The sequence below is a fragment of the Roseburia sp. AF20-18LB genome, from assembly GCF_003461185.1.
Taxonomy (GTDB): Bacteria; Bacillota; Clostridia; order Lachnospirales; family Lachnospiraceae; genus Roseburia_C; species Roseburia_C amylophila.
In genome coordinates this window covers 264,006-277,024 of the sequence record NZ_QTWP01000002.1, presented here as the reverse complement: position 1 = coordinate 277,024, position 13,019 = coordinate 264,006, and the positions used below count along the sequence as shown (strand labels likewise).

The 13,019-nt window shown below is 34.2% G+C and carries 14 protein-coding genes; 12 read left to right on the top strand and 2 right to left on the bottom strand.

Annotation, left to right across the window (positions count from 1 at the left end):
• Positions 1-13: 13 nt before the first annotated feature.
• The 12 genes from DWX65_RS05980 (at position 14) to DWX65_RS05920 (ending at position 11,953) form a co-directional block, all read left to right on the top strand.
• On the top strand, positions 14-805 hold the full coding sequence (locus tag DWX65_RS05980; protein WP_118173053.1) for a hypothetical protein: 792 nt from the start codon (positions 14-16) through the stop codon (positions 803-805).
• Positions 806-845: 40 nt separating this feature from the next.
• The gene (locus DWX65_RS14825; protein WP_199535037.1) at positions 846-1,142 is read left to right on the top strand and encodes a hypothetical protein; all 297 of its coding nucleotides are present in this window, start codon (positions 846-848) and stop codon (positions 1,140-1,142) included.
• Between the two features lie 1,283 nt (positions 1,143-2,425).
• Complete coding sequence (locus tag DWX65_RS05960) at positions 2,426-2,896, top strand: GNAT family N-acetyltransferase (RefSeq protein WP_118173050.1); 471 nt, start codon at positions 2,426-2,428, stop codon at positions 2,894-2,896.
• 15 nt (positions 2,897-2,911) lie between these two features.
• A complete protein-coding gene (locus DWX65_RS05955) occupies positions 2,912-3,490 on the top strand; it encodes a histidine phosphatase family protein (protein ID WP_118173049.1) in 579 nt (192 codons plus the stop codon).
• 10 nt (positions 3,491-3,500) lie between these two features.
• A complete protein-coding gene (locus tag DWX65_RS05950; protein WP_158564706.1) occupies positions 3,501-6,230 on the top strand; it encodes an AAA domain-containing protein in 2,730 nt (909 codons plus the stop codon).
• Positions 6,231-6,262: 32 nt separating this feature from the next.
• The gene (locus DWX65_RS05945; protein ID WP_118173151.1) at positions 6,263-6,970 is read left to right on the top strand and encodes a helix-turn-helix domain-containing protein; all 708 of its coding nucleotides are present in this window, start codon (positions 6,263-6,265) and stop codon (positions 6,968-6,970) included.
• Between the two features lie 31 nt (positions 6,971-7,001).
• Positions 7,002-7,127: a hypothetical protein gene (locus tag DWX65_RS15495; RefSeq protein ID WP_278336297.1), complete on the top strand. Its 126-nt coding sequence runs from the start codon at positions 7,002-7,004 to the stop codon at positions 7,125-7,127.
• On the top strand, positions 7,115-8,038 hold the full coding sequence (locus DWX65_RS05940; protein WP_118173048.1) for a hypothetical protein: 924 nt from the start codon (positions 7,115-7,117) through the stop codon (positions 8,036-8,038). The genes DWX65_RS15495 and DWX65_RS05940 overlap by 13 nt, the downstream gene beginning before the upstream one ends.
• A gap of 24 nt (positions 8,039-8,062) precedes the next feature.
• Positions 8,063-9,448: an RNA-binding domain-containing protein gene (locus DWX65_RS05935; protein WP_118173047.1), complete on the top strand. Its 1,386-nt coding sequence runs from the start codon at positions 8,063-8,065 to the stop codon at positions 9,446-9,448.
• Positions 9,449-9,706: 258 nt separating this feature from the next.
• On the top strand, positions 9,707-10,159 hold the full coding sequence (locus tag DWX65_RS05930; protein WP_118173046.1) for a hypothetical protein: 453 nt from the start codon (positions 9,707-9,709) through the stop codon (positions 10,157-10,159).
• Entirely contained in the window at positions 10,156-11,208 is a 1,053-nt protein-coding gene (locus DWX65_RS05925) for a toll/interleukin-1 receptor domain-containing protein (protein WP_242997823.1), read from the top strand. The genes DWX65_RS05930 and DWX65_RS05925 overlap by 4 nt, the downstream gene beginning before the upstream one ends.
• Before the next feature lie 19 nt (positions 11,209-11,227).
• Positions 11,228-11,953 carry a hypothetical protein gene (locus tag DWX65_RS05920; protein WP_118173044.1) on the top strand — a complete coding sequence of 242 codons (726 nt, stop codon included), beginning with the start codon at positions 11,228-11,230 and terminating at the stop codon, positions 11,951-11,953.
• Between the two features lie 56 nt (positions 11,954-12,009).
• On the opposite strand, the gene DWX65_RS05915 is transcribed toward DWX65_RS05920, so the two are convergent.
• The gene (locus tag DWX65_RS05915) at positions 12,010-12,261 is read right to left on the bottom strand and encodes a hypothetical protein (RefSeq protein ID WP_118173043.1); all 252 of its coding nucleotides are present in this window, start codon (positions 12,259-12,261) and stop codon (positions 12,010-12,012) included.
• Complete coding sequence (locus tag DWX65_RS05910) at positions 12,245-12,643, bottom strand: plasmid mobilization protein (RefSeq protein ID WP_118173042.1); 399 nt, start codon at positions 12,641-12,643, stop codon at positions 12,245-12,247. The genes DWX65_RS05915 and DWX65_RS05910 overlap by 17 nt, the downstream gene beginning before the upstream one ends.
• Positions 12,644-13,019 lie beyond the last annotated feature (376 nt).

Here is a 13,019-nt window from a genome sequence, read left to right as displayed (position 1 = left end):
GGAGAGGTTAATAATGATTAAAAGAATTATGGATCATTTTTTTGAAATTCTCAGTTTTATAATAGGTATTATCGGTATAGTTGCAACTGTGATTTCAGCATTTGCAGGTACTGATACTGGAATGTGGTATGTTTATTTTGTTGTGCTTGCTACGGAAAGTTTATTAGCTATTATTTGGGGATGGAATTTAAAGATAAAATATTCGTATCAAGAAAATGAAAAAGAGTTACAAAATAAGATAGAAGAGGCAAATGATCAAATTGATTATTTGAATTCAGAAATAGAAAAAGAAAAAACAAAATACTTAGATAAAGAGAAATTGAATAATAAATTCTTTGCTACAATTATTTCAAATATAAAAAATGCTAGCAAGTTGAATAATGAATTATGTAATAGAATTCCGGAAATTAATGAAAAAGCTTATCATTTGTTGGAAACATTGCAAAATAATGATACAATTGATGTGGATACAATAAGGAGTGAATTACAAAAGTCTTATGAGGATTTTTCTATAGGATTGTTTGATTTGTTTAAAAGATATACTAGTAATTTATTGAATTGCATAGTTGCTAGTGTAGAAGCATATCTTAAGATGAACGAGTTGTCAAATAAAGTATCTGTAACAATTAAGCTTTTTGATAAGCCATTGTATTCGATAGATAATAAGGATGATATTTTGGTGTATACTGCATTTCGAGATAAGTGTACATATGATCAACATGAGAGAGATAGGAGAAGAGCCATATACCATTTTAGGAAATGCAGATTTTGTACAATGTCTTACCAAAGATCATTTTATAATTAATAATGCAAATAAAAATAGTCAAAGTTATGCTAATGAACATGTGGATTTTGACTTGTATTACAATTGTGCAGTGGTTGTTGCATTAAGAGTTAAACAAGCCGATGGTTCAATGAAATATTTAGGATATTTATGTTGTGATACATTGAATACGGATTTAAGCAAAGAGGTTTTTGATAAGGAAGTTGCACAGCTGCTTTTTTCAATGGCACAATTGTATGCGACATTTTTAGAAACACTTGATTCAAATTGGATTGATAGAATGCAGGATAATTTTGAATTCGAACAAAATTTTTTGGAATTAATATGTAAAAAAACATATCATGGGAAGAAAAGGTGAGGAAAAATGTCTAGAACGGTCGTAAAAAAAGTAAATTCAAGTACAAAAAAACATTCGAGTTACGGGACAGAGAAAAAGGCATGTAAATCTAAAAGTGCCAAATGTGTTTCTATGCCAGTTAATGCATTAATGCCAAGTGGATATACATATTCCCAAAGAGCTAAACTTCGGGAGTTTGAAAACAATATGATAAAATGAATTTGTGCATATTGAAAGAATCCTATGTCAGCACTAGGTAGAGTTAAAGAAGAATAATTATATTTGGCTCCATTTTGGCTCTAATAATTTTGGACGAGGCAGAGAAAAACTCAAATTATGATGAATATGAATAATAAAACACTCTAATGTGTACCGAAAAACAACCAGATAAATCTCTCCGCCCAAGAGTTTGAATAGAGAACATATCCTCACAAAGCCTGTATTTATGGGCTTTGTGGGGCTTTTTATTTTAGATTGGGGATGAAATGGGGATGTTTCACTCCGATTTAGTAAAATTTGACTCTAAATTTTGACTCATAGTGTTAAGAAACCTTTGAAACATACGGATTTGAGAGTGGGGATATAGTTTTGAATAGAGCCAATTTTTCAGGTTCGGTTTTATTTTGCGGTAGCCGGTCAACCTTGCTTATAGTATAATTGGTTATAGTTTATATGAAAGGAAGCGGCTACAGTGGTCATTGGGAGATTAAAGAGTGAATACAGAGTATAGGTTTTAAAGAAGCAGAGTGGGATAAACTTTTGGACTAACAGTCCAATGCAATTATAGTTCCTATAGGATATCATATAATCAAAAGAAGAGGATTGGTGTATATCTTATGGGAACTAATTTTTATTTGATGAGTAGAAATAAAAAGCTAATACGAGAGTAAATTATAATATGCTTTGGGGTAGAGCAGAGTCAGTTGAAAGGCTGGCTCTAATTTTTGCACTTTTTTAGCAGACTGGCGAATAACTGTGCAGTTCATATAACTTCTTAAGAAGGATTCCAAACCATGCATTTACGCACTATGAAATAATGATTCTTCTGCGTATCCCCGATTCACTTTACGCACCTGAATTATATATTGCAAACCGGGAAACAATCGCAAGAAGTTGCGATTGTTATTGATGATATAGTGATTCTGTGATATCATATAAAATATGGTACATGAAAACGGAGGTCAAAATGAAAGTATTGGTAATGAATTGTAGTCTTGTAAGAAATGGAGCAACAGCAGAAAGAGTTAAGGATAGGTGGTAAAATTGATTCGAAAAGATTAACAGATTTAGAGGGTGAGTATGTGATGGCAAAAAACTATAAATATAAAAAAGCAACCATAGCAGACATAGATGAACTTGTAAAAACAAGAATTATCGTCCTTCGAGCAGCCAACAAACTATCGAATGATGTGGATATGTCATTGGTGGAAAAAGAATCCTATGAGTATTATAAGCGTGCATTAGAAACCGGTGAGCATATTGCATATTTGGTGTATGATAACGGGGCATTTGTCGGTGCAGGTGGTGTCAGTTTTTATCAGGTGATGTCGACATATCATAATCCGACTGGTAAAAAAGCGTATATTATGAATATGTATACGGCACCGGAATATCGAAGACAGGGAATTGCAATTCACACATTGGATTTGCTGGTAAAGGATGTAAGGAAACAGGGCGTATCACAGATTGCTTTAGAGACGACAGAGATGGGACGACCGTTATATGAAAAGTATGGATTTGTAAAAATTGAAGATGAAATGGAGCTGATCAAATGACAAGAGTGTGTTTTCGTGCGTCACGCACAGCCGGAACATGATTGGAAAGAAGACAGAACAAGACCTTTGACGGAAGAAGGCAAGAAAGATTCTGCAATTGTACTAGAATTTTTGAAGGACAAGAAAATAGATGCGTTTTATTGTAGTCCATACAAACGCAGCATGGATACCATTGCAGATGCGGCAGCTTTTTTTGGAAAAGAAATTATAACAGATGAGAGATTAAGGGAGCGTGAAAAAGGTCCTGATGGCAACAACCACGGAATGTTCCAGAAACGTTGGGCTGACCATGATTATCATGAAGAGGGTGGAGAATCCATTGCTATGGTTCAAAATCGTAACATAGAGGCGCTAAACGAGATTTTATCAGATAATACGGATAAAGATATTGTTTTAGGAACCCATGGTACTGCCCTTAGTACTATATTGAATTTTTATGATAACAGTTTTGGATGTGAAGATTTTCTAAGAATTATCGACTGGATGCCATATATTATTGAACTGGATTTTAAAGGTGATAAGTTGGTTGGTAAGCATGAACATTGCTATGTGGAGAAGGAATTCAAGGGCAATCAGCGTGCGGATAAGAAGTAGTGAGGAATAGATGAATACACGATATTATATGGTCATTATCAAGGGTGAAATAAAGACATCCGAAATAATGTCATGTGGTTACAATAGAAATACCAAAAAATGGGATGTAAAATTCAATAATGGAAAAACATACTCGTATGCATATTTGAATGTGGAAAAGTTGATTGATCCGGAGGTTTTGAATCCTAACATGTATAGGATTAGCAGAGAAGGACGAGAGTTCTTTGATGTTAATGCAATATATGTATTTAGAAGCGGAAGTGAGTCTTATTGGCACATTTGTTTTGGCGATGGTAGTGAAAGAGATTATCGTCGGAACGACTTGCATATTATAGAGTCATGTCTTACTCAGAGTCAGTCATCAAATGTATTTGAATATATAAAGCAAATTGCAGGTTTGAGTAATCTTAAGAATGAAGAGACTGGTGAAAAATTATTGTCTAAGAGGTTTGATAAGATTTCTTTTGTGGGTAGTGATGTAGCTTTAGCAAAGTATTTGAATCCATCATCATTGCAAGGAAAAAGAACAGGACGCGAATACATTCCGATTTTCCCATTTGGATGCAATAACAGTCAGTATAAGGCTGTAAAAAATGCCATGGAGAATCAGATTAGTGTTATACAGGGACCTCCAGGAACGGGAAAGACACAAACGATATTGAATATTATTGCCAATATATTAATGCAAGGGAAAACGGTACAGATAGTATCCAATAATAATTCGGCAACGGAAAACGTATATGAAAAATTATCATCACCCAAGTACAATTTGGGTTTTGTCGCTGCGACATTAGGAAGTTCTAAAAATAAGAAATTATTTGTTGAGAATCAGGATGCCACTTATCCCGATTTTTCGTCGTGGAAAATGGGAGAAGATCCAAGTGTTTTGCAGAAGAGAATAGCAGAGCAATCCAGTCAGTTAAAAAGTGTCTTTGATAAGCAGGAAAAACGGGCGTGTTTAAGGCAGGAACTTTCACAGTTGGTTACTGAACAGGAATATTTCAATCAATATGTTAAAGAATCAGATGTTCATACAGATAGTATTAAGTTCAAGAAAAAGCTATCTTCAAAGCAATGGATGGTATTGTGGCAGGATTGCCAGTTGATTTCAGAAGAAAAAACGGCAATAGGATTTTGGTTTAAGATAAAAGCCTTATTTAAATATGGAGTAACCGATTGGGGTATTTATAAGCAGGATATTTCAAAGATAATTACAACCTTTCAGGCAACGTATTATCGTGCAAAGCAAGCGGAGTTGTCTGCAGAAATTGCAGATATTGAAAAGTATTTAAATAGTGTTAATAAAAATTTGCTTGAGGATTTATGCAATCAGTCAATGGTTGTCCTAAAAGACAAACTGGCAAGAAAGTATGAAGGTAACAGCAAGAGAAAAATGTTTAGTGAAGATAATCTGTGGAAGGAGCCATACGGTGTACTGATTGAGTATCCGGTTATATTAAGTACAACATTTTCGTCAAGGAACAGTCTGAATTCAGATGTGGTGTATGATTACCTTATCATGGATGAGGCATCACAGGTAGATATTGCAACTGGTGCATTGGCATTGTCCTGTGCAAGGAATGTTGTTATTGTGGGTGATACCAAGCAGCTTCCTAATGTTGTTAAAGATGATACAAAGGTTAAAGCAAAAGTTATATTTGACAGCTTTCATATTAGTGAGGGATATCAGTATACAAATAGCTTTCTGCAATCCATTTTGGATGTTATGCCAAACGTAACACAAACATTGTTGCGGGAACATTATAGGTGTCACCCTAAAATAATAAATTTCTGTAACCAGAAATTCTATCGTGGTGAATTGATTGTTATGACAACGGATAAGGGTGAAGAGGATGTTTTATCGGTAGTAAAAACGGTAGCGGGAAATCATGAGCGTAATCATTATAGCCAGCGCCAGATAGATGTTATTAAAAATGAGATTATACCCAAATATGTTTCAAATCCGGAAGAAACGGGAATTATTGCACCATACAAAAATCAGGTAGAAGCATTAAGCAAGGAGATAACAGATATTGATGCTTCCACAGTGCATAAGTTTCAGGGAAAGGAGAAAGAGAATATTATTATATCTACCGTGGATGATGAAATATCTGATTTTGCTGATGATCCATATTTAATCAATGTTGCTGTATCAAGAGCTAAAAAGAAATTGATGCTGGTTGTAACTGGAAATGAGCAATCAAAAGAGCGCAATATAACAGATTTGATTGATTATATTCAGTATAATAATTTTGAGGTTACTGAAAGCAAGATTTATTCGATTTTTGATTACCTTTACAAGCAGTATACTGAGGAAAGAAGGGTATATTTGCAGAAGCACAAAAAAGTATCAGAATATGATTCGGAAAATCTGATGTATTCATTGATAGAGGACATTATCTCCGCTAACAAGTATTCAAGCTTGGATGTTGTTTGTCATTTTCCGTTGAATATGTTGATTAAGAATCCAGAACTATTAAATGAGCAGGAATGTCAGTATGCAATGAATCCAGCAACACATTTAGATTTTCTGATTTATAACAGAATTGGTAAAAAGCCTGTGTTGGCGATTGAGGTTGACGGATATGAATACCATAAAGAGGATACCGTTCAGGCTTCAAGAGATTTGCTGAAAAATCATATAATGGAGCTGTATGAAGTTCCATTACTGAGATTTATGACTAATGGTAGTGGCGAGAAAGAAAAGATTATCGAGATGTTGGATAAGTTGGTTGGATAACCGAAATAGGAAATAAAATGGGAGATGCTATTATGGCTGTATCATATAAACGATTATGGAAATTATTAGTGGATAAAGAAATGAGTAAATCAGATTTGCGTAAGAAGGCAGAAATTGCTCCAAACACAATGACAAAACTTCGCCGTGATGAAGAGGTGAGCCTTACGATTCTTAGCAAAATCTGCAAAACATTACATGCAGACTTTGGTGATATTGTGGAGTATGTGCCGGATGCAGAAATATGGGATTTGTATAATGAAAACCGAGAGCTTCTGGGAAAAGATCATGTCAGAGGAGAACAGTTACCGATAGACGGATACCATCTGGTGGTGCATGTGTGGATTCGTAATTCTAAGGGACAGTACCTTATCTCGCAACGTTCCGCAAACAGACCGACATATCCATTGATGTGGGAATGTATAGGTGGTTCGGTTGTAAAGGGTGAGGATAGTTTATTAGGAGCAATTAGAGAGGCAAAGGAAGAGGTTGGAGTTGATTTAATGCCGGAAAATGGACAGGTTCTTTTTACAAAGACACGAAAAATCATTGAGGGAAAAATTTTTAATGGTATTATGGACGTTTGGCTGTTTGAATATGATGGAGAGGTTGATTTGGGCAATGCCACAACAGATGAAGTGGCACAGGTTGCTTGGATGAACAGGGAGCAAATAAAAGAATTATTTGACGCAAATATGTTTGTAGATACATTGGAATATTTCTTTACGGAAGTGGATGTTTAAGAAAATGTAATATTTACTCAGGAGGAAGCAGATGATAGATAAAAATGATGATATTCAGCAAAGAAATATCAATTTATTAATATCAGGATATTGGTATGAGAATTTACCACCGGTTATAGATATAGCAAACATGAAGGAGAGCATATGGATGACATAGCAGAGATAAATTATAAATTTCATAATCATGATATTGAGAATATTTGGTATATCTTTTTTTGCTTATCTGATACGACATTTTCATCAATAGAATTATCATATGGAAGAAAAGGTCCATATATGTTATCAGGTGAAACTATGATGTCAATTTGTAAAACGCTTGAAACTATTGATTTTTGTTGTCATAGGAATGCTTATTCAGATGCATATACTTTAATCCGGAAAATCAGAGACGACTTGATGCAGTATTTATTTGTGTTAAATGTTATTAAGAATAAACATGGTTTAACGGATGAAGAATGTAAAGAATTTCAGTTAGATCCAGAATCGATGATGAAAATGATAGCATTAGATATTTCGATATTGATTTCAGAAGAAAGAAAAACAGAGGCAGAACGTGCTATGGAGAAATGGATTTACAATATATTGGAAAATTCAGAAAATGCAAAGGATAGAAAAGAATTTTTTGATACATCAAAGTATAGAGCATATCTTGTAAGTAATAATGAAAAGGTTAAATATGTTTTTGAAAATTTTCTTGTAGATAAATGGAAACGAGAAGATAGAAAGTTAAATAATTATGTTCATACCAATGGTATAAAGTATCTAACGGACAATTACGTTTATCAATACGAAAAGGAAAAGAAAGATAAAGAATTGATAGAAACTTTGCAGAATATTTCGGATATTTTCTTGAGCCTGTTAGCAATAATTGATAGTATTAAATTTCATTCATCTGATTATGTGGATGCATTAGAAATGGACATGGAACCATTGGAAGGCAGTCAATATTGGGTGTGTCCAGTAATAGTAGAATATATGAATGACAGATTTGATAAAGAACTATTGCGATATATTCAGGAAAATGAAGGACATGGAATGCAGTTCTTAGCAGAGTATTATAATAGTTAATTGATGAAAATTGGAGGCGATAGAATGACAATTGAATTTATGAGAAACTTGCTTTCAAAAGATGAAAAAATAACAGTAGAATACAAAAACTGTCAGCATGGTGTTCAGGAAGATGTGTATGAAACAGTATGCTCTTTTTCTAACAGATATGGTGGGTATATCATCATGGGTGCGGAAGACGACGGGACACCAATAGGTATTAACCGGAATATGGTCAAGGATATGAAGAAAAACTTTGTGAATCAACTCAATAATCCGGATAAGATGTCCCCAACACTATATCTTTCATTAGAGGAATTGGAATATGAAGGAGTGTTGCTTCTGTGGGTATATGTGCCGCCAACATCTACAGTGGAAAAATGCGTGAATAGGATTTATGACAGGAATGAAGATGGTGACATGGATATTACAGATTCGCCGATTCAGTTGCAAAATATGTATAACAGAAAGAGTAATACATATGCGGAGCATAAGATATTCCCATATGTTACAACGAAAGACCTACGCATGGATTTGATGGATAAAGTAAGAAATCTTGCAAAGAGCAAAAATCCTGATCATCCTTGGCTGAAAATGTCTGATGTGGAAATATTGAAGAGTGCAGGCTTGTGGGAAAAAGATTTTTCATCAGGAATCCAAGGATATAATCTTGCCGGAGTACTTTTGTTTGGTAAGGATGAAGTGATACGTTCCTGTTGTCCGGGATATATTACAGATGCAATTTATAGGGTTGAAAATTTGGATAGATATGATGATAGATTGCAGGTGACAACAAATCTGATAGAGGCATATGAGTTTCTGATGGATTTTGTGGCAAAGCACACTTCTGATAAGTTTTGCCTAATTGACAATGTGAATACAAGTATTAGAGGTATTATTTCCAGAGAGGTAATTGCAAATATTCTTGTGCATAGAGATTATTCCAGTGCATTTCCGGCAAAGGTAATTATCGAAAAGGATTGGCTAAAAACGGAAAACTGGTGTATACCAAGACGTCATGGAAATATTATGAGTGATGAATTTACACCATATCCTAAGAATCCGTTGATTCAGCAATTTTTTGCAAATATTGGTAGAACAGATACAATTGGTTCTGGCGTTCGAAATCTATATAAATATACACCAATATATTCTGATGGTGGTAAGCCGGAATTGATTGAAGATGATGTGTTTAGAATAACCATTCCTTTGGACAAGGTGGCTGCCGACGAGGGAAGAGAACAGAAAACTTTATCTGAAAGAGAACAAAAAATTTACAATATGATTTGTGAAAACCTGCACTTATCGGTTGAACAGGTAATGGCAGAACTTGATATATCAAGAGCAACGGTATTCCGAGATTACGCCAAAATCAAAAAAGTAACAGGTGCAATGTATGATAAAAAGACATCGACATGGACTTTGGATTGATAAGCTTGACTTAGTCTCATGCAGTCTCAAGTTAGTCTCAACATAGTCTCATGAGATTTGATACCAGATGAGACTGAACAAAGTGGCAGAAATGTGATAAAATCGGCATTTTTTCAAAAAGTAAGAGAAAATCAGTCTCAAGTTAGTCTCACATAGTCTCATTTTGGAGATGAGATTTGAGACTGATAAGAATATTAGAAAAGTGATAATTCTCGTAAGATAGTGTAAAAAATTTGATTTATAGAAAGGGAGGCAAATATGGGAAACATGTTGATGAAAATATCAGTTCCGCTAGATAAAGACTGTTTTATTGAGATGGAATGTGATTTTTGCAAAAATAGGTTCATGCTACATCAAGATGTGTATGAGAGTGAAGATAATATTAATTTCTTTTGTCCTATATGTGGATTGCCTAATAAGATTAATACTTTTTTTGTGCCAGAGGTTTTGGAAAAAGCACAACAGATGGCAATGAATTATATGCTTGAAGAATTAGAACGAACATTGGGTAAGAGTATTAAACAGATTAATAAAAGTGGTTTTATCAAAATGTCTATGAAAAGCCCGAAAAAAGAAGTTGAAAAGGAATTGTATACGCCATCTGTCGACTATATAAAGTGTGCAAAGGCATGCTGCAACATTGATATAAAAGTTATGGATATAGATAAAGAAACAGGAACATATTGTCCTATATGCGGGAGGATGGAATGATGAATAGAAAAGAAATACAGAAAATCTCTTTACAATATAGAACTTTGTCTTCGCAAATGCTTAAAATGAACTCGCAAGAAGAAATGTATTGTATTCAACAATACTTTGATTTTATTACTGGAACGGAATTTATTATGAGATACATAAATGAATGTAACAAGCAAGAGTATGATTTTGAACAAATTTTCGCTGATAAAGGATGGAGGGATGTGCTTGTGCTCCCATCAAAACAAGAAGATTTGATTAGTTATGGATATCAACTATTGCAATATATACTTGATGGCCCTAAAAATCTTATTGGTTTATGTATGGGATACACGGGGAGTAATAAGTTTGCAGATAATATTGAGGCATTTGTGAGAAAATCAATAGAGCCGTTTGTTGTAGCAATTAGAACTTATATAGAGCTTGGATTTATAGAATGTGAAGATGTAACAGGAGATATAGAAAAGAAAATAGTAACAATTTTTTTGTCATATTGTCAAAAGGATGCAGACATTGCGGATTGTTTAGAAGAGAGTATGGCACCTTACATTCATGATAAGGCAAAGATTTCAAGGGATATTAGAGATGTAGAGTATCATGAAAGCTTTAAACGCTTTATGCAGTCCATTGAAAAACATGATTATGTAATAACAATAATAAGCGACAACTACTTAAAATCTAGAAATTGTATGTTTGAAATGCTGGAAGTTGTAAAAGACAGTAATTTTTCAAAAAAGTTACTGTTCATTGTATTGGAAAATGATGATATTAAATATTATAAAAATGTTCCGAATGGAAACATTGGAGCAGATGTCTATTCTGCGATTGGACAGGCTAAATATAGTAAATATTGGAGTTCTGTTGATAGAGAGTTGGAAAATGAAATAGAAGAAATAGGAAATCCGATGCATGCAATTTTGCAGATTAAAGAGAAACAAATTGTACAAAAGATATTGATAGATATGCCAGAATTTTTGGAATATATAAGGGATAATAAGGGGGTTCCACTATCAGTGCATATTGAAAGAGGTTTTGCAGATATGATTTCATTTATGCAATTGTGATAATGAAGAGGTGATGGATATGAGAAAAATAGTTGATAAAATAAGCGAAAAAGCCATAAGCTTGATAACTGAGTACATATTAAAGTCAGTTAAGGACTTAAAGAAGAATGATTTATGGAAAAGAGCTGTTAAGAAAGCTTGCGAAGCAACGGAAGGAATAGATGATTCGTTTGCCGATTATATTATAAAATCTCTTGCTATACAAAGACATTTTGTATGGCTTATAAGCGGTAAATCATTAGACGATTTATATCGTAGCTTTATTCTTACCATAGCTGTTGAACTATGTGCGTTTAATACTGAAAAAAGACTAGCAGTATCGTTCGGAATGGCAATCTTAGATAATTGGTTTGAATTGAACGGAATGGATTATCAAGATATAAGAAATCAAATAGTAGGCGATAAAATCGTAAATATTGTAAATGATAGAGAAAGGCTATACCGGGAATATTTTTTGTTGTATAATGATACGCTTGCTAAAGATATAATAAGGGTTTATTATCCTAAGAATGGCGAGGAATGGATAAGTTGGAATAAAGACTACAGTGTAGATATAAAGGTCAATCTATCAAAAGGAACAGAACATGGTTTTTGTAGAATAGGATTTTCTTATAGTAGAATTGAAGAACAGGATTGTGAAAGATTTTTAAAAGTAGCGTATATTAATGAAGATAGGGAGATATATAGATTTGAACATGATGATATGCTCGGTATAGATGATAAAAAGATTCTTTGGGCATGGTAAATAAATGTGTGTTGTAGCTGCACAATTTAATTATTTGTGCAGCTACATGAGAGAATTTAATTAAATTCATTCATCGCATCCACATAATCCTGCAATCCGTTTTCTCTCAATGCCAGTTTGGCATACAGCAGAGGTGCTTCTTCTGCCAGCCGATACAGATAGACAATATCATTCGGGGCATCAAAGACGACAGAGGAATTACATTCCTTGCAACGGATAACTAGAATGGAGTTCTCTCCGGTATTGACGATAATGGAGTCTGTGGCGGGTTCATACATACCGAACCGGAAATTAAGTTTGTTGTTCATGACAGTCTCTCTCCCACAGATATTTTGCACCATCCAAGAGGTCGATAATAGCTGTAAGCATATTGGTATATTCGGTTTGTAATTCTTTAATAGCTTCCGAAGAAGGAAGTGTATCAGGCGTAGCATTAACTGCAATGTCTGCATCAGCTCCGGTAAACGCCTTCTGCATTTCAAGTAATCGCAGATACAACGCATTCACAGTCTGTACCAAAGGATATATGGTTTCTTTCTTACCAACAACACAGATGCGATTGTAGATACAAGAACGGACAAAGTAATCTTTCTTCATCATTCCGCTGGCAAGAATTCGGGCTTCGATTTGTTTCCGTTCTGCGTCATTTATTCTGAAGCTGATGGTTGGATTTTTATGTTGATTGCTCATGGTAATGCTCCTTTCGTTTTGGCTGTGGTAGCAGGCGTAATAGATAACCTGACAGCCACAGGAATTTATTCATTTTGAGTAATTAAAAAGTAGATTATATCAAGCCGATGAAAAATTATCGGCGCAGATACTGCAACTAATTTGCTACTAAAAGTTTTGAAAACGATGCGAAAAGAGCGATATTTAGCGAAATAGATATGCCTGAAATGTAGGAAATATCAGCATTTATGAATTGCCGATAAAAAACTCGGGAAGAGTTTGAATAATTTTCAAAAGCTCGCAAAGCCTAGTAAAATGGGCGTTTGCGAGCTTGTTTTTTGCCTTGCGGTACTATTTTGGTACTAAAGTGAGCTGTGCAGGAATAGAAAAATGATGG

Bases quoted from the DNA above. Each gene is read 5' to 3' on its own strand.
- DWX65_RS05980 (WP_118173053.1), top strand. From the start codon at position 14: ATGATTAAAAGAATTATGGATCATTTTTTTGAAATTCTCAGTTTTATA.
- DWX65_RS05960 (WP_118173050.1), top strand. From the start codon at position 2,426: ATGGCAAAAAACTATAAATATAAAAAAGCAACCATAGCAGACATAGAT.
- DWX65_RS05950 (WP_158564706.1), top strand. From the start codon at position 3,501: ATGAATACACGATATTATATGGTCATTATCAAGGGTGAAATAAAGACA.
- DWX65_RS05945 (WP_118173151.1), top strand. From the start codon at position 6,263: ATGGCTGTATCATATAAACGATTATGGAAATTATTAGTGGATAAAGAA.
- DWX65_RS15495 (WP_278336297.1), top strand. From the start codon at position 7,002: ATGATAGATAAAAATGATGATATTCAGCAAAGAAATATCAATTTATTA.
- DWX65_RS05940 (WP_118173048.1), top strand. From the start codon at position 7,115: ATGGATGACATAGCAGAGATAAATTATAAATTTCATAATCATGATATT.
- DWX65_RS05935 (WP_118173047.1), top strand. From the start codon at position 8,063: ATGACAATTGAATTTATGAGAAACTTGCTTTCAAAAGATGAAAAAATA.
- DWX65_RS05930 (WP_118173046.1), top strand. From the start codon at position 9,707: ATGGGAAACATGTTGATGAAAATATCAGTTCCGCTAGATAAAGACTGT.
- DWX65_RS05925 (WP_242997823.1), top strand. From the start codon at position 10,156: ATGATGAATAGAAAAGAAATACAGAAAATCTCTTTACAATATAGAACT.
- DWX65_RS05920 (WP_118173044.1), top strand. From the start codon at position 11,228: ATGAGAAAAATAGTTGATAAAATAAGCGAAAAAGCCATAAGCTTGATA.
- DWX65_RS05915 (WP_118173043.1), bottom strand. From the start codon at position 12,261: ATGAACAACAAACTTAATTTCCGGTTCGGTATGTATGAACCCGCCACA.
- DWX65_RS05910 (WP_118173042.1), bottom strand. From the start codon at position 12,643: ATGAGCAATCAACATAAAAATCCAACCATCAGCTTCAGAATAAATGAC.